We start from the raw sequence: 25,001 nt of genomic DNA on the forward strand, positions 1-25,001 counted from the left end.
GCTGCAGGCCTTGCTCTCTATGGTTTTGAGGGTATCAATCGCTTTGCATGACGTCTTTCCGTCGCCAAAGATATGACGTTTTTCTGTCGCTGACACCGCTCATCTGGAAAGTTCATTCAGGCTGTTACAAAATATTGACACCATCATATTGATATCACACAGTTGGTACTAATATTTTCGTATGAGCTGATGCTCAGCTAGCTGGTAGTCAGAGGTCGGCTTCAATGAAACGCGCAGATGACGTTGGAAATTTATTCCGAAGTTTCGGGGCAAGTACGGACAGCTACCTGGAAATTGAAGGCGACTTCGACTACAAGGAAAAGCCTTCTGCAGTGCGGCCGTCAGATATACGAGCGGTGTCGCCTGATCTAACGCCAGGCGAACCCCAGTCCTCGACTCTCCCGTCTTTGCAGGCACAGAGTCTCGCAAGTGAGCCCGATCACGCTGAGACAATCCAGCCGCGTCCTGCTTCGACCCCGCTGCAGAATCTATTGCGGGAAGTGGCTCGCGCACGTGAAGCGGAAGCAGCCGCGCGTAACCAGCAAGCACTGCTGCAATCCCTCGGTAAAGAACCGCTCAAGCCCTTGAAGGCTCAGGTTGTCGCCGTCGTCTCCCCCAAAGGCGGCGTGGGCAAGACCACCCTCAGTGCCGGCCTTGCAACGGTGTTGCGGCTGCAAGGCGGGCAAACCCTGGCCATCGACCTCGATCCGCAAAGTGCCTTGCAGTACCACCTGCAAGTCAGCCCGGATGTTGCGGGTATGGGCAATGCCAGCCTGCTGGGCGAGAACTGGCGCTCCTTGTTGCTGCCAGGTTCGGCGGGCACGCAATTGCTGCCGTACGGCATATTGAATGAAGAAGAACGCCGCACTCTGGAGCGCTTTCTGGACAGTGATCCGCAGTGGCTCGCCCGTCAGTTGGCGCGCATGGATCTGGGAGAGCGTGACGTCGTGGTGATCGACACGCCTCCAGGCCGCACGGCTTATCTGGAACAAGTGCTGACCGTGGCGGACCATATTCTGGTCGTCGCCACCGCAGACGCCGCCTCCTACCAGACGCTCGATCAAATGGAACGTCTGCTCTCTACAAGCAGGCCGCGCTCAACTCCGTTCACGTGCAGTTATGTCATCAACCAGTTCGATGCTTCGCGAGCGTTCTCGCGCGACATGCTGGTGGTGCTCGAACGCCGCTTGGGCAGGCAATTGCTGGGTGTTGTGAATGTCGATCATGACATCAGCGAGGCCCTGGCTTATGGTCGCAACCCGCTCGAAGGCGCCTGCGCCTCTGAAGGTTGCAAGGACATGCTGGCCCTGGGCCGAGCCATGACCGCTCAACTAATGACGCAGAAAGCCAAAGAGTCCTACATCTCATGACCTCGGTAGTACCTGAAGTGTCCCGACCGCGGACACGCGCAGAACTGTGCCTGAATGCCCTTGTGAAGACTGTCGACGGCTTGCCCGTTGGCCTCGCCCGGGCGCTTAAATTCGCCGCTTTCGCGGTTGGCCTGGTACTGATGCTATTTGTCGTCACCGCCCCTCTGGAGTTGTACGCCCAGTGCGCCTTCGGCCTGCTGTGCTTCGCCGCCATGATGGTCCTTCGCAAGTTCCCGGGGCGAGTCTCGGTGCTGGCGTTGATCATGCTGTCGCTGACGGCATCGCTGCGCTACATGTACTGGCGCCTGACCTCGACCCTGGACTTCGACAACTGGCTGGACAGCTTGCTGGGCTACGGCCTGATCGTGGCTGAGTTCTACACCCTGGTGGTTATCGTGCTGGGTTACGTGCAGACCGCCTGGCCGCTGCGTCGCAAGCCGATGATCATGACTGACCCGCCCAGCGAGTGGCCGACCGTCGACGTATTTATTCCGTCTTACAACGAAGCCTTGAGCATCGTGAAGCTGACCATTTTTGCTGCCCAAGCCATCGACTGGCCTCGGGACAAGCTCAATGTCTATGTGCTTGATGATGGGCGTCGTGAGGATTTTCGTGAGTTCTGCGAGCAAATCGGCGTGGGCTACATCGTGCGCGACAACAACCGTCATGCGAAAGCCGGCAACCTTAACGAAGCCCTCAAGGTTACCCATGGCGAATACATCGCCATGTTCGACGCGGACCACGTGCCGACCCGCTCTTTTCTGCAAGTGACGATGGGCTGGTTCCTCAAGGACCCTAAGCTCGCCATGCTGCAGACGCCGCACTTTTTCTTCTCGCCAGACCCGTTCGAGAAGAATCTGGACACATACCGGTCGGTGCCCAACGAAGGTGAGCTGTTCTACGGTCTGCTGCAAGACGGCAACGACCTGTGGAACGCGACTTTCTTCTGTGGCTCCTGTGCCGTATTGCGTCGTACCAGCTTGCTGGAAGTCGGCGGCGTTGCAGTCGAAACCGTCACCGAAGATGCCCACACCGCGCTCAAACTGAACCGCAAGGGCTACAACACCGCCTACCTGGCGATCCCGCAAGCGGCAGGTCTGGCAACTGAAAGCCTCTCGCGACATATCGCGCAGCGGATCCGCTGGGCGAGGGGCATGGCGCAAATTTTCCGTACTGATAACCCTTTGCTCGGCAAAGGACTGAAGCTGGGCCAGCGCCTGTGTTATGCCAACGCCATGCTGCACTTCTTCTACGGTTTGCCGCGACTGGTGTTCCTCACTGCTCCCCTGGCGTACCTGTTGTTCGGTGCGGAGGTCATGCACGCATCGGCTCTGATGATTACCGCCTACGTGCTGCCGCATATTTTCCACGCCAGTCTGACCAACTCCGCCGTTCAGGGCCGGTTCCGGCATTCGTTCTGGAACGAGGTCTACGAGGCTGTTCTGGCCTGGTACATCATGGGGCCGGTATTGATGGCCATGATCAATCCCAAGTTCGGCGGCTTCAACGTGACCGACAAGGGCGGGATCGTTGACGAGAAATACTTCGACTGGACGCTGGCTCGCCCCTACATCATCTTGCTGGGGCTGAATGCCACAGTGTTCTGCATCGGCATCTACACCCTGTTCCACAGTGGGTGGAGCAACGATGCGGCCACGTTGACCCTGGTGATCAACATGGCGTGGACCATCTACAACATCATGATCACCAGCGCTGCGATCGCAGTGGCCAGTGAGACACGTCAGGTCCGTACCGAACCTCGTGTGCAAGTGCAATTGCCGGTGCGTGTCACCCGGGCCGACGGCAGTCAGATCGACGGCGTAACACAGGACTTTTCCCAGACGGGTCTGGGCATGAAGTTGCCTGCCGATGCCGGTATCCAGAATGGCGAAGTCATCCAGATTGCGCTGTTCCGCAAAAACTACAGCAGCGAGTTCCCGGCCAACGTGGTGTTTACCCGTAATGGCGATATCGGCGCTCGCTTCATCGACCTGTCGCTGCGTCAGCAAAGCGAACTGGTACGTCTGACGTTCGCCCGTGCCGACACCTGGGCCGCGAGTTGGGGGCAGGGCAAGCCCGACTCCCCGTTGGTGGCCTTGCGCGAAGTGGGCCAGATCGGCTGGCGCGGTGTCTGCGAGCTGTTCAGCGCCACACGAAACGATATCGGTCGACTTCTCTGGTGGCGTCGCCGCTCTTCCAAAACTTCTGAAAACTCTCTGGAAATGCCATGACTTCTTCGTATTTCGTACGCGGGAACCGGCCCGTTAATGGCAATACGCTGAAACGGCTTTCTTCCGTGCTGGCTTTACTGGTCAGCACTTCGGTATTGGCGGACACCGCTGCAGTGACAAGCGAAACGCCTGCCGCCAGCAGCGACTACAGCCTGACGTTCAAGCAGCTTGGTCGTGTTTACCCGATGGTGTTACGCGGTGTTGAATCCGCCGACGGGGTCAACTTCGATATCCGTGCCGACCAGATTGTCACCGGCGCGCGACTCAAGCTTGAGTACAGCTACTCACCGGCCCTGCTTGAAGACATGTCGCAGCTCAATGTGATGGTCAACGATGAAGTGGCCGCCAGCCTGCCACTGAGCAAAGAAGGCGCAGGCAAGCCGCAGACCCAGATTGTCGAGATCCCTTCGCACCTGATCACCGAGTTCAACCGCCTGAGCCTGCAGTTTATCGGGCACTACTCGATGAGCTGTGAAGACCCGCTGCACTCCAGCCTGTGGGCGAGGGTGGGCAATACTTCGCAACTGGAGATTCAAGTCACGCCGCTGACGACGGCAAACGATCTGGCGGCATTGCCTCAGCCGTTTTTTGATCGTCGCGATGCCCGTCTTTTGAATCTGCCTATCGTGTTCGGCGCTGCGCCGGATAACGGAACCGTGGAAGCCGCCGGTGTGGTGTCGTCCTGGTTCGGCTCGCTGGCAAGCTACCGTGGTTCGGTGTTTCCTGCCCAGATCAACAGCTTGCCAGCCACCGGCAATGCCGTGGTACTGGTCAATGGCAGCACCGCGCAAGACATCGGCGGGCTGAATATCCCTGCGGCCAAAGGCCCGACGTTGTCGGTCGTGACCAACCCCAACGATGCCAACGGCAAGATCCTGGTCGTCAGTGGGCGCGACACGGCAGAGCTCAAGCGCGCAGCCACCGCTCTGGTGCTGGGGCGCCAGACACTGTCCGGTGAAAGTGTCGTCATCGACAGCCTTCAAGCCTTGCCGCCGCGCAAGCCCTACGACGCGCCGTACTGGGTGCCAAGTGATCGTCCGGTAAAGCTGGGTGAATTGCTCGAAGCCAAAAAATTCAATGTCGCGGGCTACAACCCCGGGGACATCGTCGTGCCGCTCAACTTCCCGCCGGATCTGTCCAGCTGGCAAGAAGACGGCGCGCCGCTGAATCTTAAATATCGCTACACGCCTCAGCAGACTTCGACCAACTCGTCGCTCACCGTCAGCCTCAATGATCGCCTGATTGAAGCCAAACAGTTGCCGTCCCTGGAAAAGCTCGACAAGAGCCTGCTGGCGAAGATCAAGAAAGAAGATGACAGCCTGTCCCGTGAGACGCGCATGTTGCTGCCGCTCAACTCGGTGGCCCTGCAGTCGCGCCTGCAACTGCGCTATATGTTCGACTACATCCGTCAGGGTGAATGTCAGGACATCATCATCGACAACATGCGCGCCGGTATCGACCCGGATTCGACGCTGGACCTGAGCGGCTACAAACACTTCATCGCAATGCCTAACCTGGGCGTGTTCAAGGACTCGGGTTTCCCGTTCACGCGCATGGCTGACCTTTCGGAAACCGCCGTTGTGTTGCCTGACAATGCCGGTGCCGCCGAGCTGAGTGCCTACCTGACAATCCTCGGTCGTTTCGGTCAGTCGACGGGTTATCCGGCGACTGCGGTCACCGTCACTCAGGCCGCGCAAGTGGCTTCAGTGGCTGGCAAAGATTTGCTGGTTCTGGCTTCTGGCGATAATCAGCCGCTGCTCAAGCAGTGGGCCAATCAATTGCCCATCGTTGCCAATGATGCTCAGCAGAGTTTCAAGCTTTCCAACCTGTCGTTCCGCCTGCGTGACTGGGTGAGCCCGGATCTGGAAGTCAATCAGCGTAATGCGCGCATGGCTCTGGCGTTCTCCGGCGAAAAACGCAGCTCTTACCTGACCGGCTTTGAATCGCCCCTGCAGAGTGGTCGCAGCGTCGTGGTGATTTCCAGCGGCACGCCGGAAACCCTTCAGGACGTGACCAACGCCGTCACCGGCAATGAAGATTACACCCAGGCGATTCAGGGCAGCCTCGTGGTCGTGCACGGCAAGACCGTTGAGCCATTGCTGGCCGAAGAGCTGTATCACGTCGGCTCGCTGGGGTTCTTCAAGAACCTGCAATGGCAGCTGTCGCGCAACGTGCTGTTGATGATGATTGTGTCTGCTTTCGGTATAGCGTTGCTGACGTTGTTGTCCTACGTCGCCCTACGTGCGCGGGCCCGTGAAAGGGTCGAAGGCTGATGTCTTTCACCTCGAACACTGCACAGTCGTGCAGCCAACACGACCCCTGTAGGAGCGCACGAGCACCGCGAGGCCGCGATGGCGGTGTCTCAGGCAGAACGCTATCGCTGCCTCGCGGTGCTCGTGAGCTCCTACAGAAAAGCATTTGTGCTCTCGCCCTGGGACTGTCGATGCTGCTACCAACGCTAGCCCAGGCTCGGACCTGTGAAGTCACGACCTGGCCGTTGTGGCAGACCTTCGATAAACATTTCGTGCAGGCCGATGGCCGTGTGCTGGACGCCAGCACCCCACAGCTAAACAGCTCTTCTGAAGGGATGTCCTACAGCATGTTCTTTGCCTTGGTCGCTAATGATCGGGCAAGTTTTGATCAGCTGTGGCACTGGGCGCAGAACAATCTGGCGGCTGGCGATATCAGCACGCATCTGCCTGCATGGCTCTGGGGCAGGGACGATGCCGGAACGTGGCGTGTGCTGGACGACAATTCGGCATCCGACGCGGATTTGTGGTTTGCCTACGCACTGCTCGAAGCCGGGCGGTTGTGGGAAAACGACGAATACACAGATGCCGCCCGCAAGATCCTGCACAACGTGGTCACTCAGGAAGTCGCCGACTTACCCGGTCTGGGCAAAATGCTCCTGCCGGGTTTTCGCGGTTTCGTGAAGCCTGATCAATGGATGCTCAACCCCAGCTACATGCCGATTCCGTTGCTGAGGCGTTTTGCCGAGTTCGACCGCAGCGGTCCGTGGGCTGAAATTGCCGTCAACACCGCCACCCTGATCAAGGCCGTCAGCCACAAGGGTTTTGTGGCTGACTGGGTCAGCTATCGCGCCACCGGGCCGGGCAAGGGCGAGTTCATTGTTGACCCGATCAAGGGCGAGCAGGGCAGCTACGATGCCATTCGCGTTTACTTGTGGGCGGGCATTACGCCGAGCAAGGATCCACTGGCAGCGCCCATTCTGAAGCACCTCCGCGGCATGCAGCGCGCCATCGCAGCCAATGGCGTACCTCCCGAAAAAGTCCAGGTCAGCAGTGCAAAACTCAGTGGCGACGGCCCTTGGGGTTTCTCCGCAGCGCTGCTGCCGTATCTCGATGCACTGGATGAGGACGTTGAACGCAACCGTCAAGCCAGGCGCGTCCAGACATTCATGGCGCAAAGCCTCACGCCTGAGGCCGTCAAGATCGCGCAACCGCCGTATTACCACTTCGTGCTGGGTCTGTTTGCCCTCGGTCACATGGATCAGCGCTACCACTTTCTCGACGACGGAAAGTTACAGACTTTCTGGGAGAAGACATGCTCTCGCACCGCCACGCAGTAATCTCAGGGGTGTTCGCCGCCCTGCTCAGCAGCAACAGTTTTGCCGCACTCGACAGTGCCGGGCAGGCCTTGCTGCAGCAGGGACGTTACTGGCAGGAGCATAACGACACGGCCCGGGCGACCGAGGTATGGAACAAGCTATTGCTGATCGATCCTCAGCAGGCTGATGCGTTGCATGGTCTGGGCATGCTTGGGGTTACCACCAAGCGCCCGGCTCAGGCCGAGCAGTATTTACAGCTCATGCGCAAGTTTCATCCTGATGCACCGTTGACCCTGCAACTGGAGCAGGCGATTAACCTGCAAGGCGATGCCAACGAGCAACTGCTGGACCAAATCCAGATGGCCATGGCCTCTGACGAGCAGGACAAAGCGATCAGCTTGTACCGTCAGTTGTTCGCGGGCAAACCGCCGCAAGGTGAACTGGGCCTGAGGTATTACTCGTACCTGGGCTATTCGAAAGACGGTCAGAAAGAAGCGCGTCAGGGCCTTGAGCGTCTACTGCAACAAACGCCCAACAACCCGCGTATCAAACTGGCTCTGGCCAGAATCCTGACGCTGGACGAGTCGACCCGCATCGAAGGCATTCGGCGTTTGGCACAGTTGTCCACCGTGCAGGAGCTTGGCGGCGAAGCAACCGAGAGCTGGCGCCAGGCGTTGCTTTGGATGGGCTCGGCGGGTGCTGTTGAAGGGCCGCTATACGAGAGTTATCTCAAGGCTTACCCGGATGACAGTGAAGTTCGCGAGCACTTGAACACGCTGCGCAGCGAAGGCGTAGCCGCAGAAAACTCCAACCTGAGCAGAGCTTTCAAAGCGCTGCAGGACAACCAGTTGGGTGTGGCAGAGCAGGCATTTCTGACTCGTCTCAAAGACCAGCCTCAAGACAGCGATGCGCTAGGTGGCCTGGGTCTGGTGCGTCAAAAACAAGGGCGTACCAGCGACGCCAATGAACTGCTCAAACGCGCTGCGGCCGGTGGCAAGAATACCCGCTGGCAAGCCGCGCTGGACAGCAATCGCTACTGGGATCTGCTGACTCAGGCCAGCCGTGCGCGAGCCGAACAGGATTTGCAGGGCGCACGTCGTTTGCTGCAACAGGCCATCGCCAGCAAGCCGCGTCAGGTTGAAGGTTATGTGGCGCTGGGCGGTGTGCAGGCCGATCTGGATCAACTAGATAGCGCCGAAGCCAGTTACCGTCAGGCCCTGACGCTGGACGCGGATAATCCTGATGCGCTGGCTGGCCTGGTTACTGTTCTGTCGCAGGGCGGCAAGGCCAGCCAGGGGCTGCGATTGATCGAAGGGCTAAACGCTGATCAGCAAAAGCGCATTGGCGATTTGCGTCCGCTGCGTGCCGCCGTTGCTGTGGGCCAGGCGAAAAACGCCGAGCGCTCGGGCGACCTCAAGGGCGCAGTTATTGCCCAGCAGGACGCGGTGCGCAATGACCCGCAAGACCCATGGGTGAGCTTCGATCTGGCACGTCTGTATGTGTTGACTGATGCGCCGGACAAGGCGCGTCAGACCGTTGCTGAACTGGTCAAAGCCAACCCGCAAAAGCCCGAAGCGTTGTACGTCAGTGCGCTGATTTCGAGCCAGCTTGGCGAATGGTCAGCCGCGCAAACTACGTTGGATCGTATACCGGCCGGGCAACGCTCGTCGGCCATGCAGCAACTGGCCAGGGACGTGCAAGTGCAGGCGCTGATCAGTCAGGCTTCGACGCTGACTAAACAGGGTAATCGTGCCCAGGCATTGAGTGTGCTCCGCCAGGCGGAACTCAACGTCGGCGGTAAGCCCGATCTGCTCGGCGCGGTCGCTGCCGGTTTCGCCGATGCGGGTGATACCGATCACGGTTTGTCGATCCTGCGTAGCGCAATTGCGCAGAGCAGTTCTCCATCCCCGGCGCTGCAACTGGCCTATGCCGGGATCTTGCTGAAGACCGGTGATGATGTGCAGGTGAACCAGATCCTGCGTGACCTGCGTAACCAGAAACTGCAGGCATCCGAACAGCGTAGCTACGACGATCTGCTGTTCCTGTACACCGTGCGTCAAGCCGATCTGCTGCGCGAGAAGGGTGATCTGGTCGCCGCTTATGACACGCTGGCTCCTGCCCTTGCGCAACGGCCTGATGACTCGTTGGCCGTTGCTTCGTTGGCGCGTATGTTCCTCGCCAACAACGATGCCAAAAAAGCTATCGAGCTTTACAAACCGCTGCTGGCGAAAAAGCCTCAGGACCCGGAACTGCAAATCGGTATGGCGCAGGCCCTGAACAAGTCCGGTGACTATCGCGGTGCAGAAGCCGCCATCGATAAAGCGTTGGCGCTGGCCCCGAATAACCCGCAGATACTGGCCACAGCAGCGAGCTTGTACCGCGCGCAAGGCAAGAACGCCAAGGCGTCTGAGCTGTATAGCCGTGCGCTGGCGTTGCAGGAACCGGTGAAGAAGGCGGATGCCAACCCGTTCGCGGGCGTAGTAGCCGCCAACCCCTTTGTGGGCGCTCGCGGTCAACGTAGCGAATCGCGCCTGAGCGAAAGCAGCATCAATCAGATTCCCGAGCCTGCTGAAGTACAGGTCGCCTCGGCTGAAGAAACGGCTGCTGCGCCGGTGGCATCCAATGGCCGTACGTTCAATCAGACGGCTGCCTATTCGCAGCTATCGCCTCGCACTGATGGCAATGGTCGAGTCTTGCCGGGTAAAAGCACGGCAGACTCGCCCGACCCGCGTCAGTCGATGCAGCGTGCGCTGGATCAGATCCAGCAAGAACGTAGCCCACGCGTAACGCAGGGCGTCACGTATCGCGGCAACGACAGCGAGTCCGGTCTGAGCAAAATGACCGAAGTACAAGCGCCACTGGAAATCAGCTGGCCGCTGGACGACAACCGCATTGCCTTGCGTGTCACGCCGGTCTGGCTGAATGCCGGGAGTGTGGGTTCGGATTCGGAAAACCGCTTCGGCAGTGGTCCGGCGATTCCCGGCGCTCAGCTGACTTCAGGTCTTAGCGCTACCGATGCCGCCAACTTGCAAACGGCTCTGAATGCCAGCCCTGGCAGCGCAGTGCTGAACTCGCTGGCGGGCTCCACAGGTGGCTCGATTGGTCGTCAGCAAGACAACGGTATCGGCCTGGCCCTGGCCTATGAAAACCCGTCGCTGGGCTTGAAAACCGATCTGGGCACCAGCCCGATGGGCTTCCTCTACAGCACCGTAGTTGGTGGCATCAGCCTGGATCGTTCGTTTACCGATGGCAGTGATTTCCGTTATGGCATCAGCCTGTCGCGGCGTTCGGTCACCGACAGTCTGGCATCTTTTGCAGGTGCTGAGGATCGTCGCAGTGGCTTGAAATGGGGCGGCGTAACCGCCAATGGCGGGCGTCTGCAGCTGGGTTATGACGACGGTGATGTCGGTGCATATGGTTACGGCTCGGTGCACAAACTGGTGGGCAACAACGTTGAGTCCAACAGCAGGCTGGAAGGCGGTACCGGGGTTTACTGGTATCTGCAGAACAACGACAGCAAGCAGTTGACCGCAGGCCTGAGCCTGACTGGCATCAGCTACGACAAGAACCAGAGCAACTTCACCTACGGCAACGGCGGCTACTTCAGCCCGCAGAACTTCTTCGCTATTGGTGTGCCGGTGAGCTGGTCGCAACGTACGGATCGTTTGAGCTATTCCCTGCGCGGGTCGGTCGGCCTGCAACACATCGAGCAGGACGCTGCACCGTACTTCCCGAACGACAACGCTTTGCAGGCCGCGCTGGAGCAGGTCTCGCAGGTCTACGCCGCGTCCGGTATCAGCGTGCCGACTCAATACAGCGGACAGAACAAAACCGGGGTTGGCTACAACTTCGGCGCCAATGCCGAATACCGCTTCGGCAGTAACTTCTTTATGGGCGGTAACTTCGGCATCGATAACGCACGTGACTACAAACAGTTCACCGGTGGTTTGTACCTGCGCTACATGTTCGATGACTTCAACGGCCAGATGGCCTTGCCGGTCAGCCCTTACCGTTCCCCTTATTCCAATTAAGCGACAGGAGATTCACCGTGGCAGCATCGATTCTGGCAGGCATGACGATCTTGATGATCGGCGACAGTCATCTGGCAACGCCTGATTACCTGATTTCCACTTTGCATGACGACCTGGTCCAGCAGGGCGCAAAAGTCCACACCCTGGGCGTCTGTGGTTCCAACGCCGGTGACTGGCTTAAAGTCACTCCGGGCACCTGTGGCGGCGCCGAGCGTCGTGGCACTGAAAAAGCCGTGGTGCTGGGCGGCAAGGCTGCGACCCAACCGATCAGCGAATTGCTGGCCAGCGACAAACCGGATCTGGTGCTGATCGTCTTGGGCGACACCATGGCCAGCTACCCGAAACCGGCTTTTCCGAAGGCCTGGTTGTGGCAGCAAACCACCGCGTTCACCAAAGCTATCGCAGCCACCGGCACCCAGTGCGTGTGGGTCGGCCCTAACTGGGGGACTGAAGGCGGCAAGTACGGCAAGACCTTTGCTCGCGTTGAAATGATGTCCAAGTTCCTCGCCAGCAACGTTGCGCCGTGCAGCTACATCGATTCGCTCGCCTTCTCCAAACCAGGCCAGTGGGCCACAGTCGATGGTCAGCATTTGACCTCGCAAGGTTACAAGACCTGGAGCGAAGACATCAGCAAAGCCCTGCTTGCAGCGCCAGCCTTGAAGGACGCTAAAAAATGATAAAGCCACTGACTGCATTTCTGGCTGTCCCTGCGCTTGCTCTGAGCAGTCTGGCCAGCGCTGAAATCGCGCTGTACCCGAGCGGACCTGCCGAGGACTCGGCCTTCATCCGCTTCATCAATGCCGCGCCTGCGCCGCTGCAAGTCACTGCGCAGGAAGGGGCTGCGCCTTTGCAACTGGACGCCGCAAAACCGGCATCGGCGTTTTTCCCGGTTCAGGCCAGTAGTCCAATCAAAGGCACCCTGGCCAGTGGTGCGCAAAAAATACCGTTGACACTGAGTGTTGAACCGGGCGAATTCGCCACTGTGGTTGCGATTGCTGACGGCGCCAAAGGCGTGAAGCAAGTTGCGGTGCGTGAGCAGCCCGATGACTTCAACGGCCTCAAGGCGTCGCTGGCTTTTTTCAGCCTTGATGCCAGTTGTGCCGATGCGAGCCTGCGTCCTGCCGGGCGTACCGCCGATCTGTTCAAAGCTGTGCCGGAAGGCACCCTGCAACGACGTTCGATCAACCCGGTGAGCCTCTCGGTGCAACTGGTGTGTGCCAACGCCAATGTCGGTTCACCGCTGGCGCTGGGTGAGCTCAAAGCAGGCGAGCGTTACAGCGTGTTGTTGGTGCCTTCGGCCAACGGCCCACAACTATTGTCGGCCACGGATGCTTTGGCCCACTGATCGGATTGCGCATTCGCCATGGTTTTCGCCTCACTCGAGTTCCTGACGTTATTCCTGCCAGCCTTCTTGCTGGTGTATTCGCTGGCCAGACCGGCCTGGCGTAACGTCATCCTGCTGATTGGCAGTTGGTTGTTCTACGGCTGGTTGAGCCCGTTGTTCCTGTCTTTGCACATCGTGCTGACCATCGTCGCCTTCGTTGGCGGTTTACTGGTTGACCGTGCGCAAGAAGGATCACGCGGGCGCATGCGTCTGTTGATCGGCTTTATCGTCCTCAACACGGCGGTGCTCTGCTGGTACAAGTACGCCAATATTGTGGCCGGAACCTGGAGTGAACTGATCACCTACTATGGCGCCATGCCCCTTGAGTGGCAGCGCGTGGCTTTACCCGCCGGGCTGTCGTTCATCGTGTTGCAGGCGATTTCCTATCTGGTGGATGTGCATCGGCATACCGTGCCGGTAGAGCGCAGCTTCATTAACTACGCGACCTACATTTCCATGTTCGGTCACTCCATCGCCGGGCCGATCATTCGCTATGACTGGGTACGTCGTGAGCTGAGCGAGCGTTATTTCGACTGGCAGAATTTCTCCCTCGGTGCGCGCCGTTTCATGATCGGCATGTGCATGAAGGTGCTGGTGGCCGATACGTTGTCGCCGCTGGTAGACGTGGCGTTCCATCTGGAAAATCCGTCGTTTGTCGACGCCTGGATCGGTTGCCTGGCCTATTCGCTGCAGCTGTTTTTCGACTTCGCCGGTTACAGCGCCATGGCCATCGGTCTGGGCCTGATGCTGGGCTTCCACTTTCCGGAAAACTTCAACCGGCCGTATCTGGCCAGCAGTATTCAGGACTTCTGGCGGCGCTGGCATTTGTCGTTGTCCAGCTGGCTGCGTGATTACCTGTACATCGGCCTGGGCGGTAACCGTAACGGCGTGTGGAAAACCTATCGCAACCTGTTCCTGACCATGGCCATCGCAGGTTTGTGGCACGGCGGCGACAGCTGGAACTACTTGCTGTGGGGTTCTGCACACGGCATTGCCTTGTGTGTCGACCGGGCCTGGTCGCGCTCCAGTCTGCCGAGCATTCCGCCGTTGTTGTCGCACACCTTGACGCTGCTGTTCGTGTGCCTGGCCTGGACGCTGTTCCGCGCACCGGACTTCCACTCGGCAATGAACATGTACGCCGGTCAATTCGGTCTGCATGGCATGGCGCTGGGTGATGCGCTGGCCGTGACTCTGCGTCCCGTACACGGTCTGGCGGCTTTGCTGGGCGTGTTCTGCATCGTCGCGCCATTGCTGCAAAAACGTTGTGAACAACGATTCGGAGGCAGCGCGCTCTTTGCCCTGACTGCCGCCCTTTGGCCCGTGGCCGGTTTCATGCTGTCGTTCGCTCTGATCGCCAGCCGCGAAGCCGTACCCTTTCTGTACTTCCAATTCTGATGACTACGCCAAAGATCGTTTCGCCCAAGATCCCGGTAACACCCGTACCGCCTAGCGAGCTCGCCACCCGGATCAGCCCGGTGGCGGGTTTTACGCTCGCAGCTTTCATGGCCGTCGGGCTGTTGTCCTGCGCATGGCTTTTCTGGAATGGCAAAGTCGAATTGTTGCCACCCAACGTCACGACTGATGAAGTGCTGCACGGCGATGTCACTCACAAAATCGCCAAGCAGCTCTCCGGTGCCACGTTGGCGCAACAAGCTGCCAACCTGGAACGCGCTGCCAGCTGGCTAGTGTTCAACGATACGGGGCCGCGTGTACGTCAGGGTTGTCCAGGCTGGTTGTTCATTGCCGATGAGCTGAAAATCAACCGCCACGCCCAGGCGAATGCCGATGCCAAAGCTCAGGCCGTCATCGACCTGCAGCAGCGGTTGGCCAAGCGTGGTGTGAAACTGCTGGTGGCGGTTGTACCGGATAAAAGCCGGATTGCTAGCGAGCAACTGTGCGGAGTGAGCCGTCCTGCGCAACTGCGTGACCGGGTTTCCAACTGGACCGCTACGTTGCACAGCAATGGCGTCAATGCGCTGGATCTCACGTCGACCTTGGAACCGATCGGTGCCAAAGCCTATCTGCGTACCGACACCCACTGGAGCGAGACCGGTGCCGACGCTGCTGCCGAGGCGGTCGCGGCGCAGGTTCGGGCTTCAGGCATGCAAGCCACGCCGCAGAAAAGCTTCGACGTACGCAGCGCGCCATCGGCCCCGCGCCCTGGCGACCTGGTGCGTCTGGCCGGGATCGACTGGCTGCCTCTTTCGTTGCAGCCGACTCCGGAAAGCGTCGCCGCCAGTGAAATCACCGAGCGAGCTCAAGCCGTGCAGAGCGGCGGTGACAACCTCGACGACCTGTTCGGGGATGACAACCTGCCTAACGTCGCCCTGATTGGCACTTCGTTCTCGCGCAACTCCAATTTCGCAGGCTTTCTACAGTTGGCCCTGGGAGCACCGATTGGTAACTTCGGTAAGGACGGTGGGGAGTTCTCCGGTGCCGCCAATGTCTATTTCGACAGCCCTGCCTTCAAGCAGACTCCGCCTCAATTGCTGATCTGGGAAATCCCGGAGCGTGATTTGCAGACGCCGTATGAGGTCATCAAGAGCGGGTTGTAGGCGTCTCGCGATAAACGATGAGCGCATGCAAATTACCGGTTTGAAGTCCATTTTCTGTAGGAGCTGCCGAAGGCTGCGAAGCATTTTGCCTGATACACCGCGATCGCAGCCTTCGGCAGCTCCTACGGGACCTGTGTTGGGCGCGATGTCGTGGGACTGGATGAAAGCGGGCGGTTTTTACAGCCATGGATTCTGTCCAAATGGTCAATATTTAGCCCGTCGGTCGTTTTAATCCGTGCTTTATACGTGGGTATGATTTCAGGAACGTGCCGGGCTGGTTACCGTGCAGGCCATGAGTGCGCAGATCATCGGCACTTCTACTCATTGGTATTGAAGGTAACTGGTTTGGCTAAATCCCCGGTGATCGCGGTCGTCGACGACGACACTGCTGTCCGCACTGGCCTCGATAGTCTTGTTCGCTCCCTGGGTTTCGTCGCCTGCCTGTTTGCCTCGGCCGAGGAGTTCCTGATTTCCCCTTGCCTGACAAAAGCAGATTGCCTCATTACAGATGTGCAAATGCCTGGCATGAGTGGCGTTGAACTGCACGAGCAACTGAACCGTCAGGGTGTGCAGATCCCGACCATCTTCATCACTGCCTTCCCTGAAGAGTCTGTACGAAAACGTGCCATGACCGGCAGTGCTGTCGGTTTCTTTGGCAAACCCTTCAATGCCACCGTGCTGATTGACTGCATCGAATCGGTCCTACCGGTGGTTTGATTCTCCAGACAAAATGACGTGCAGCAGCGCCCTCGGTGTCCATGGCACCGCGCCGTTTGTGGGAGCAGGGCTTGCCCGCGATGCATGAGACGCAGCTAGAAGCCATACCGCGTTATCGTCGATGCCAACAGCGTGGATCGCCACCCGGTCGTTCCTACAGAGGACTTCACTCCCCCAAGAACATCTTGCACCGCGAGCGCAACCAGCGTCCGGCCGGGTCATTGTTTGCCTGGACGCCCCAGCTCATGACCAGATCGAAATCCATCGCGGGCAAAGGCAGGGGATCGCTGCGCAGCCCACCCTGAGCAACCATCGTCTGCGCCACATAATCGGGCACCAGCGCGAGCATGTCTGTTTGAGCCAGCAACGCAGGCAGAACATTGAATTGCGAGACGGATAGCAGCACTTTGCGCTGTAACCCGGCATCTCTCAGTGTCTGATCGATATCCCGGTCCATATTCGATGCAAAAGACACCCGTGCGTGCGGGCGGCGGCACAGTTCGCTGAGGCAGACCTGATCAGGCATTGTGTCGGTGCGCAATACGACCGGGCGTACCCGTCGTAGTGATGCGCGATGATGAGTGGCATCAGATGCGGCGCTGAGGCCAATACCCAAGCTGACTTCACCGGACGCTAGCAGCGCTGGCATCTGCTCGGGATCGGCCCGCACTATGGTCAACGAAACACCCGGCGCTTCAACCCGCAGGCGACGCAACAGCATCGGCAGCAGCGCATACTCGACGTCGCTGGACACGGCCAGTCGAATGGACGCCTCGCTGGTGGCGGCGATAAACGCGGCAGGTTTACTGAGCGACGAGAATACCCCGTGCATTTGCTCAAAAGCACCCAGACCCAGCAGCGGATTGTGGTCATTGCCCGGCACTTCATATCTGTTCATCGCATTTGCTACCTGGGCCGAAGCCGTTGTGCATGGACTGATCGATAGAGCCGGTTCCATGAACACTCAGAAGCTGAATCCGGCATGCAATTACTTTAAGTAAAGTAAGCAATAAATACGCTTGTACATGAGGAGCAACGTCTAATGCATGAGTTCAGGTTTTTATACGTGTGTTTAATCACGGCTTAACTACGTAACGATTAGTGCACCCTGGAATTCACGGCGTTTTCTATATGTTCAAGCATGGTTTTACCGCAGAACGGTTTGGTCAGGAAGGCCTTGGCCCCTGCATCCAGTGCGCGTTTTTCGATGGGCTTTTCCGGGAAGGCAGTGATGAAAATGATCGGGATCTGACTACCCTGTTCATTAAGTCTGTCCTGCAGCTCCAGGCCGCTCATGTCAGGCATCTGCACGTCAGTAATCAAGCAGGCGCTGCTGGCCCGCGAGGCCGAACCGAGGAAGTCCAGAGGGGATGAAAACAAGGCCGAGTGGTAGCCGACAGAGCGCACAAGACTGTCGATCGCGATTCGAACGGATTCGTCATCGTCGACGATTGAAATGGTCAGTGGAATAGACATGCCGCAGTACCTGATGGAAATCGAGAATAAAGTTAACGAATGTCTCGATTTAATAACTTAACGATACGCGGTATTGCGGCAATTCAACATCATACGGGTGTATAAAACTCGGAATTATAGGTATCAAAAAAGATACATAAGTAATAAGCGTGTTCGCATCGTCCTGTAGGCGCTGCCGAAGCCTGCGAATGTTGGTGTATCAGAAACACCGCTTTCGCGACCCTCGGGGGTGTCTGTCAAACAACAAGCAATCCCGGATTGAAACCTGTCCTGTAGGAGCTCACCGAGGTTACGAGGCCAGCGATAGCGGCCTGTCTGACACTCCGCCATCGCTGGCTTCGTAACGTCGGTGAGCGCCTACAAATCCAATGTTTGCTGCACGACTGATGCGCTCAAGAGATGCAGGTTATTTCCCCAGCTCCAGCGCTTCGGCCATTCGCACCAGCTCAGCAAACGACTTGGCGTTCATCTTCTTCATGGCGTGGCCGCGATGGATCTTGACGGTGATTTCGCTCAGGCCGATTTCTCCAGCGATCTGCTTGTTCATCAGGCCTGAAGCCGCCAAGGCCATGATCTCTTTCTCTCTGGGCGTCAGGGTCTCAAAGCGCGCGCGGATTTCATTGGCGTTCTTGTTGGCCTGGCGGCCGTTCTTGTCTTTCTCCAGCGCAGAGGTCACCGCGTCCAGCAAGTCCTGCTCGCGGAAGGGTTTCGCCAGAAAGTCCACCGCCCCGGCCTTCATCGCCCGGACAGTCATGGCGATATCGCCGTGGCCAGTCATGAACACGATGGGCAGGTTGACGTTGGCGCGTACCAGTTCGTTCTGGAAGTCGAGGCCGCTGGTGCCTTGCAGCCGAACGTCAAGCACCAGGCAACTGGGCACGTCGGGTCGCTGAAACTGAGTGAAGTCTGCCACCGAAGGAAACGTCTCCACCCGCAGGCCTATAGAGCGCAGGAGGCTGCTCAAGGCATCACGCAGGGCAGCGTCGTCATCGACAATGAACACGATCGGATCGTGGCTGACTTTGACCGCACTTCTGTTCATCGGGTGATCGTCATTCATCGTCTGTTTCTTCTTGTTGGGGGAGGGCGAAGAGCAGCGCGGCCCCTTCGCCAGGTTGGCTCTGGGCCCAGATCCGACCGCCGTGCGCCTCGATAATCGAGCGACAGATCGACAACCCCATACCCATGCCTTCAGGTTTTGTGGTGAAAAAAGCGTTGAACAAACGACCCATGTCATCCGGCTGAATTCCCGGGCCGCTGTCACGCACTTCTATGACGACTTCGTTTTGCGACTCATGGCTTAAACGCAGGTTCATCTTGCGCGACGAACCATGATGACCACTCATGGCCTGCATGCCATTGATCAGCAAGTTGATCAGCACTTGCTGCAACTGAATACGGTCGCCCATCACACAGGGCACGTCACTGGCGATCTCTTGCACCAGCTCAACCCGGGCTCGCTGGATTTCACGGGCAACCAGGCTCACAGATTCTTCTATTACTTCTCGCAAGTCCACCGGTGCCCGTTGCGGATCGGCTTTGCGGGACAGGGCGCGAATACGGCGGATCACTTCGCTGGCCCTGAAGGTTTCGCTGAGGATGCGCTCCAGCGCCTGAGCTGCTTCATTGATATCCGGCTCTCGGCGATTGAGCCAGCGTAGCGAAGCCTCAGCGTTGGTCGTGACCGCGGCCAATGGCTGATTCACTTCATGCGCAATCGACGCCGCCAGCTCGCCAAGGGTTGTAACGCGGGTCACGTGCGCCAGCTCGGTTTGCGAGCGGTGCAGCGCCTCCTCGGCCTGCTTGGCGGCCGTTACGTCCATCAACGCTCCGACGTATTCGCAATGACCGTCCTGATCGTGGGTAAGGTGCGCAAGCATGTGCAGGTATTTAATGCGCCCGTCAGGCATGAGCAGACGGTGTTCGACGCTCAGGTCCGGCGTCAGGTCCCGGGCCTTGGCAATGGCGTCCACCACCAGTAGCAAGTCATCGGGATGAGTTCTTTGCAGGACCCGATCAATCGACGCGTGAGAACCCGCTTCGTACTCGAAGATCCGCTGGGTCTCTTCCGACCAGTGCATCTCCAGGTCCGGAACACGGAAACCAACACTGCCCGTGCGGCTCAAGCGCTGAGCATCAATCAGAAACGCTTCACTGCGACGCAACGCCTGATGCGCTTCGGCGAGCAGACAGACCTGCTCCTGCAACCGGTCATTGACCGCTTTGTTGCTGCGCGCCAGCACCGTAGTGATACCGATAGCAGCAATGCTCACCAGACAGCGGGCAACGGCAGGCAACTCGGCGTCCTGGCCGTGAGTCAGCAGAAAGGAAATGATCGTCAGCGACAGGCAACTCAGGGCAACGATCGTCAAACCGTGCCGACTGAAGATATTCACCGACAACAAAATAACCGCGACATAGAGCACCGCCACCGCCACGTCCAGCGACGTCACCGTATCGATGATAAACACCACCGTGGTAATGGCGACCGCGACCAGACGAAGCAAAAACGATGAGGATCGGGCGTTGAGCCCTGAGCCGGTGTGCCCGGCAGACAACGTAACGGGTGTATTCATACTGAACGCATCATGCCCTTGAACGCTGCCCGACATCGCACTGAACAGCATCTGATCCTTGAATGGGCGCAGCGGTACAAACGACAACGACCGCGTGCCAGTGTGGCAAGGATTCTAAGGGCGGGCTGGGAAAGAGCCTATAGCCAGAATGGTTATTTTTGGTACGTTTGTGCTTTTGGTTGCGATGGGGCGGGGGGTAACGACGCATGAAGGTCCCGATAGAACTCAACTAATCTCACGAATGCTGTTTCGTTGGCGAGTTAATTGCAGAATTATCAGGCACTGCCGATGTATGAATAGATGAGCACGGATATTGATTGTTTGTAAGCGTGTGAAAGCGAGTGAACGTAATTATTTGACGCCAGTTAAATGCTCTAAACGGTTGTTTAATAAGACATGTGTTCACCACTCGCTTATGAAATGAAACCCGCTGATACTTGCGCCAGAACTCTTTTGCAGTGAGAAGCAATGCAATGCCGATGATTCCCTTGGTGATTTGCGATGACTCCAACATGGCCCGCAAGCAGTTGCTGAGGGCTTTGCCTGCGGAGTGGGGCGTGTCGGTTACGCAGGCGACCAATGGGCTCGAAGGTCTCGATGCCGTGCGTCGTGGGTTGGGTGAGGTCATGTTGCTGGACCTGACCATGCCGGTCATGGATGGCTATCAGACGCTTGCTGCCATTCGCGCTGAAAACCTCGACGCCAAGATTATTGTTGTTTCCGGTGACGTTCAGGACGAAGCCGTCCGCCGTGTCATGGAGTTGGGCGCACTGGCGTTCATCAAAAAGCCGGCTGATCCCGATGAGTTGAAGCAGACGCTGACCCGGCTGGGTCTGCTGGGCGAACCTGCCCCCGTCCCGACTATTGCCCCCGCCATGACCGGCGCGATTATCAGTTTCCAGGACGCGTTTCGCGAAACCATCAACGTCGCCATGGGCCGCGCCGCAGCCCTGCTGGCCAAGGTGTTGGGTGTGTTCGTGCAGTTGCCGGTGCCTACCGTCAACATGTTCGAGGTCGGTGAGTTGCACATGGCGTTGGCGGACGCGCACAGCAGTGAGCGGCTGACGGCCATCTGTCAGGGCTACATTGGCGGGGGCATTGCGGGCGAAGCGTTGCTGATCTTCCATGACTCGGACATCGCCGACATGGGCTCGCTGATGCACCGCGATTCGGCGGACTACACCGACGAGGAAATGCTCCTCGACCTGTCCACCATCTTGATTGGCGCCTGTCTGAGCGGGATTGCCGAGCAGATCGACGTGGAGTTCTCCCAGGGGCACCCGCAGATGCTGGGTTCACAGGTGGGCATTGACCAACTGATCAGTATCAATCAGACACGCTGGCAGAAAACCCTGGCCGTTGAGCTCAGCTACAGCGTTGAGGGGCATAGCATCAACTTCGACTTGCTGATGTTGTTCACCGAAGATTCGGTCGACCGCCTGACGAAAAAACTCGCGTACTTGATGAGCTGACCCATGAGTAATCAGATCGATATCAAAGAGCTTCATTGGCTGCTGACCGTCACCCAGAACATCGACGTCGGTATTGTGGTACTCGACCGTGATTATCGTGTGCAGGTCTGGAACACCTTCATGGAGAACCGCTCTGGCGTGGTGCCGTATGACGCTGCCGGGCAGTCGATCTTCAAGTTGTTCCCGGAGCTCAATCCTAAGTGGTTCAGCAAAAAAGTCGACAACGTGATTACCCTGGGTACGCCTGCGTTCACCATATGGGAGCAGCGGCCTTATCTGGTGCGGTTCAAGAACTACCAGCCGATCACTGGCCGCGAAGACTTCATGTACCAGAACACCACGATGTTCCCGCTGCGCTCGACCAACAGCGAGATCACCCACATCTGCCTGGTGATCTACGACGTGACGGATGTGGCCACTAACCGCCATCTGCTGCAGACGGCGAACCACGAGTTGGCAAAGCTTTCCAGTACCGATCACCTTACCGGCCTGTTCAATCGTGGGCATTGGGAAGAGTTGCTCAAGCTGGAATACGCTCGGCACACGCGATACAGCGGCGTGTCCTCCCTGGTGATGTGCGATATCGATCACTTCAAACGGGTTAACGATACGTTTGGTCATCAAGCGGGTGACAAGGTGATTCAGCGCGTCGCTCAGGTCATGCGCAAGCATGTGCGTGATGCCGACATTGCCGGACGTTATGGTGGCGAAGAATTCGCGGTGCTGCTGCCTGACACCAATAAAGCCGGTGCCAAAGTGTTCTGCGAGCGTTTACGCCTGGCGGTGGAAGCTGAGACCGTGCAGCACGAGGGTCATGCGATCAAGTGCACGATCAGCCTTGGCGTTGCCGACCTGTCCAAGCCGACCAGCGAATATAAAACCCTGATTGAATGGGCTGACCAGGCGCTTTATCTGTCGAAGAAAAACGGTCGCAATCAGGTGTCGGTGGACGAATAAGCCGCCGATTGCTGGTAGGATCGACGTTTTTCCGGCGACGATCACGGACATCATGCGACCACAATCCACACTCACAGTAACCCCTGTCGACCAGCCATTGATCGGGCGCGTGAGCCCGCCAGGCTCGAAATCCATCACCAACCGTGCGCTGTTGCTCGCAGGCCTGGCCCAAGGCACCAGTCGCCTGAGCGGTGCGCTTAAAAGTGACGACACGCGTGTGATGTCCGAAGCCTTGCGCCTGATGGGCGTGCAGGTTGACGAGCCGGATGACAGCACCTTCGTGGTCACCAGCAACGGCCAGTGGCTTGCACCTTCGCAAGCGCTGTTCCTGGGGAACGCCGGCACGGCTACGCGTTTTCTGACGGCAGCGCTGGCTAATTTCCAGGGTGACTTTGTCGTTGATGGCGATGAGTACATGCGCAAGCGTCCCATCGGTCCGCTGGTTGATGCACTGCAGCGCATGGGCGTCGACGTCAGTTCGCCGACCGGCTGTCCGCCTGTGGCAATCAAGGGGCAGGGTGGTCTGGCTGCGGGACGTATCGAAATCGATGGCAACCTGTCCAGTCAGTACGTCTCTGCGCTGTTGATGGCTGGAGCCTGCGGCAAAGGCCCGATTGAAGTCGCGCTGACCGGCAGTGACATTGGCGCGCGCGGTTATGTCGACCTGACACTGGCGGCGATGAAAGCCTTTGGTGCTGAAGTCGAAGTTATCAGTGATACGGCGTGGAAAGTCTCGGCCACCGGCTACAAAGCCACTGATTTCCACATCGAGCCGGATGCGTCGGCAGCCACTTACTTGTGGGCCGCGCAGGCTATCACCGGCGGTAATATCGATCTGGGTGTCGCGACCGAAGATTTCACTCAGCCTGATGCTTTGGCCAGCCAGTTGATCGAGCGCTTCCCGAACATGCCGCCAGTGATCGATGGTTCGCAAATGCAGGATGCGATTCCAACCCTGGCCGTGCTCGCTGCGTTCAACAATCAGCCGGTGCGTTTCGTCGGCATCGCGAATCTACGGGTCAAGGAATGCGACCGTATTTCCGCGTTGTCCCATGGGCTGTGTGCGATTGCACCGGGGCTGGCGGTGGAAGAGGGTGACGACCTGATCGTTCACGCGAACCCGCAGTTGGCAGGCAGCACCGTGGACGCGTTGATCGACACCCACGCTGATCACCGCATAGCCATGTGCTTCGCGCTGGCCGGGCTGAAAATCGCAGGCATCCGGATTCAGGACCCTGATTGCGTCGGCAAGACTTATCCCGGCTACTGGGATGCGTTGCAGTCGCTGGGGGTCAAGGTTCAGCGGCAGGATTGAGCTGGAATTTCTCTTCCTGTGGGTGATTTATGTTTGCCTGCAAGCCAAATTATCGAGGATCTCATCACCCCTGTGGGAGCGGTGCTTGCCCGCGATAAAGGCGACGCGGTCTAAAGTGAGTCGCGTCCAGCCTTATCGCGGGCAAGCACCGCTCCCACAGGACCTGCAGCAGACTCAAACTCCATTGAATCTTTCGCGCCGCCTCCCATAAACAGCACGCTACGCCGTTGCCACGGTGCTTTCAGCCAATGCTGCTTTGCATCTCAGGCATCATGAATGCCTTCCTCATGTTCAGGACTCATTCATGGCGCTCCTCTATAAAGCTGATCCCGCACGGGGTGAACAGTGGAAAGCACTGTTTGCCGAACACGCTCCGGATATCGAGTGGCGCGCCTGGCCGGACATCGGCGATCCTCGGGACATCACTTACCTTGCCGCCTGGCTTGCCCCGGATGATCTGCAAACCCTGCTGCCAAACTTGCAGGTGGTGTTTGCCTTGTCGGCAGGTGTTGACCAACTGGATTTGAGTCGCCTGCCCGAGGCGTTGCCGGTGGTACGTTTGCTGGATCCCGGGATTGGCCGGGGCATGTGCGAGTACGCGTGCTTCGCCGTATTGAGCTTGCACCGGGACATGCTGCGTTATCGACAGCAACAGCTTGAGGGCCACTGGCAGGCGCATCGTCTTTTGCCAGCGAACAGGCGTCGCGTGGGCGTTATGGGGCTTGGGTTACAGGCGCAGCAGATTCTCGCCAGCTTGCAGAACTTCGGCTTCGAGCTATCGGGCTGGGCGCGCAGCGAGCACCAGATCGAGGGCGTCGTGTGCTATGCGGGCAGCGCACAGTTGCCGACGTTTCTGAATCAGTGCGACATTTTGGTGTGCGTGCTGCCATTGACCGAGCAGACCACGGGCATTCTGAATCGTGAATTGTTCGAGCAACTGCCCAAAGGGGCGGCCTTGGTGAACATGGGCCGGGGCGGGCATTTGATTGAACAGGATCTGCTGCAAGCCCTGGACAGCGGTCATGTCAGCGCCGCAGTGCTTGATGTGTTGCAACAGGAGCCTGCTGACCCTGCGCACCCGTTCTGGCGTCACCCACAGATAATGCTCACACCGCACATCGCGGCAATGACCCAACCGGATAGCGCATTTCCCGGCCTGCTGGAAAACATCCGACGCTTCGAGCGCGGCGAGCCGATGCTCGGGCAAGTGGATCGCGGGCAGGGGTACTAGTGCCCACAGATATCTGTGGAGCTCACGAGCAGCGCGAGGCAGCGATAGCGTTCTATCTGACACTCCGCCATCGCTGGCCTCGTAAACGCGGTGAGCTCCTACAGGTCCCAGGTTGATC

The 25,001-nt window shown here is 58.4% G+C and carries 18 protein-coding genes; 14 read left to right on the top strand and 4 right to left on the bottom strand.

Annotated elements, in window-relative coordinates; all coding sequences use genetic code 11:
• The first annotated feature begins 224 nt into the window (after positions 1-224).
• The 10 genes from bcsQ to AUC61_RS15325 all read left to right on the top strand — a co-directional run bounded on the left by bcsQ (position 225) and on the right by AUC61_RS15325 (position 15,856).
• Positions 225-1,370, top strand: coding sequence for a cellulose biosynthesis protein BcsQ (gene bcsQ / locus AUC61_RS15280; RefSeq protein WP_243247096.1), 1,146 nt, complete (start codon positions 225-227; stop codon positions 1,368-1,370).
• Positions 1,367-3,601: a UDP-forming cellulose synthase catalytic subunit gene (gene bcsA / locus AUC61_RS15285; RefSeq protein ID WP_243247097.1), complete on the top strand. Its 2,235-nt coding sequence runs from the start codon at positions 1,367-1,369 to the stop codon at positions 3,599-3,601. The genes bcsQ and bcsA overlap by 4 nt, the downstream gene beginning before the upstream one ends.
• On the top strand, positions 3,598-5,874 hold the full coding sequence (gene bcsB, locus AUC61_RS15290) for a cellulose biosynthesis cyclic di-GMP-binding regulatory protein BcsB (protein ID WP_243247098.1): 2,277 nt from the start codon (positions 3,598-3,600) through the stop codon (positions 5,872-5,874). Before bcsA ends, bcsB begins: the two co-directional genes overlap by 4 nt.
• A 170-nt stretch (positions 5,875-6,044) precedes the next feature.
• Positions 6,045-7,190: a cellulose synthase complex periplasmic endoglucanase BcsZ gene (bcsZ, locus tag AUC61_RS15295; RefSeq protein WP_243247099.1), complete on the top strand. Its 1,146-nt coding sequence runs from the start codon at positions 6,045-6,047 to the stop codon at positions 7,188-7,190.
• Positions 7,166-11,200: a cellulose biosynthesis protein BcsC gene (locus tag AUC61_RS15300; protein ID WP_243247100.1), complete on the top strand. Its 4,035-nt coding sequence runs from the start codon at positions 7,166-7,168 to the stop codon at positions 11,198-11,200. The genes bcsZ and AUC61_RS15300 overlap by 25 nt, the downstream gene beginning before the upstream one ends.
• Before the next feature lie 53 nt (positions 11,201-11,253).
• Complete coding sequence (locus tag AUC61_RS15305) at positions 11,254-11,877, top strand: SGNH/GDSL hydrolase family protein (RefSeq protein ID WP_243247253.1); 624 nt, start codon at positions 11,254-11,256, stop codon at positions 11,875-11,877.
• A complete protein-coding gene (locus AUC61_RS15310; RefSeq protein WP_243247101.1) occupies positions 11,874-12,545 on the top strand; it encodes an alginate O-acetyltransferase AlgF in 672 nt (223 codons plus the stop codon). Before AUC61_RS15305 ends, AUC61_RS15310 begins: the two co-directional genes overlap by 4 nt.
• An 18-nt stretch (positions 12,546-12,563) precedes the next feature.
• Positions 12,564-13,979 carry an MBOAT family O-acyltransferase gene (locus AUC61_RS15315; protein WP_243247102.1) on the top strand — a complete coding sequence of 472 codons (1,416 nt, stop codon included), beginning with the start codon at positions 12,564-12,566 and terminating at the stop codon, positions 13,977-13,979.
• A complete protein-coding gene (locus tag AUC61_RS15320; protein WP_243247103.1) occupies positions 13,979-15,139 on the top strand; it encodes an alginate O-acetyltransferase AlgX-related protein in 1,161 nt (386 codons plus the stop codon). The genes AUC61_RS15315 and AUC61_RS15320 overlap by 1 nt, the downstream gene beginning before the upstream one ends.
• A 345-nt stretch (positions 15,140-15,484) precedes the next feature.
• Positions 15,485-15,856, top strand: a complete 372-nt coding sequence (locus tag AUC61_RS15325; protein WP_243247104.1) for a response regulator transcription factor — start codon at positions 15,485-15,487, stop codon at positions 15,854-15,856.
• A gap of 166 nt (positions 15,857-16,022) precedes the next feature.
• Here the strand turns inward: AUC61_RS15325 and AUC61_RS15330 are convergent, their stop codons facing one another.
• From AUC61_RS15330 to AUC61_RS15345, 4 genes are all read right to left on the bottom strand, one after another.
• Positions 16,023-16,754 carry a LysR substrate-binding domain-containing protein gene (locus AUC61_RS15330; RefSeq protein WP_243247105.1) on the bottom strand — a complete coding sequence of 244 codons (732 nt, stop codon included), beginning with the start codon at positions 16,752-16,754 and terminating at the stop codon, positions 16,023-16,025.
• A gap of 200 nt (positions 16,755-16,954) precedes the next feature.
• Positions 16,955-17,332: a response regulator transcription factor gene (locus AUC61_RS15335; RefSeq protein WP_243247106.1), complete on the bottom strand. Its 378-nt coding sequence runs from the start codon at positions 17,330-17,332 to the stop codon at positions 16,955-16,957.
• A gap of 406 nt (positions 17,333-17,738) precedes the next feature.
• A complete protein-coding gene (locus AUC61_RS15340; RefSeq protein WP_243247107.1) occupies positions 17,739-18,392 on the bottom strand; it encodes a response regulator transcription factor in 654 nt (217 codons plus the stop codon).
• Complete coding sequence (locus tag AUC61_RS15345) at positions 18,385-19,908, bottom strand: sensor histidine kinase (protein ID WP_243247108.1); 1,524 nt, start codon at positions 19,906-19,908, stop codon at positions 18,385-18,387. Before AUC61_RS15345 ends, AUC61_RS15340 begins: the two co-directional genes overlap by 8 nt.
• Positions 19,909-20,381: 473 nt before the next feature.
• Between AUC61_RS15345 and AUC61_RS15350 the strand changes: the two genes are divergently transcribed.
• The 4 genes from AUC61_RS15350 to AUC61_RS15365 all read left to right on the top strand — a co-directional run bounded on the left by AUC61_RS15350 (position 20,382) and on the right by AUC61_RS15365 (position 24,883).
• On the top strand, positions 20,382-21,380 hold the full coding sequence (locus tag AUC61_RS15350) for a response regulator (RefSeq protein WP_243247109.1): 999 nt from the start codon (positions 20,382-20,384) through the stop codon (positions 21,378-21,380).
• A 3-nt stretch (positions 21,381-21,383) separates the two neighbouring features.
• On the top strand, positions 21,384-22,337 hold the full coding sequence (locus AUC61_RS15355) for a sensor domain-containing diguanylate cyclase (protein ID WP_243247110.1): 954 nt from the start codon (positions 21,384-21,386) through the stop codon (positions 22,335-22,337).
• Between the two features lie 52 nt (positions 22,338-22,389).
• A complete protein-coding gene (aroA, locus tag AUC61_RS15360; protein WP_243247111.1) occupies positions 22,390-23,652 on the top strand; it encodes a 3-phosphoshikimate 1-carboxyvinyltransferase in 1,263 nt (420 codons plus the stop codon).
• Positions 23,653-23,956: 304 nt separating this feature from the next.
• Positions 23,957-24,883 (top strand): 2-hydroxyacid dehydrogenase, encoded by a 927-nt coding sequence (locus AUC61_RS15365; RefSeq protein ID WP_243247112.1) that lies wholly within the window; start codon positions 23,957-23,959, stop codon positions 24,881-24,883.
• Positions 24,884-25,001 lie beyond the last annotated feature (118 nt).

Origin of the sequence: Pseudomonas maioricensis (assembly GCF_022790535.1) — a bacterium.
GTDB classification, from domain to species: Bacteria; Pseudomonadota; Gammaproteobacteria; order Pseudomonadales; family Pseudomonadaceae; genus Aquipseudomonas; species Aquipseudomonas maioricensis.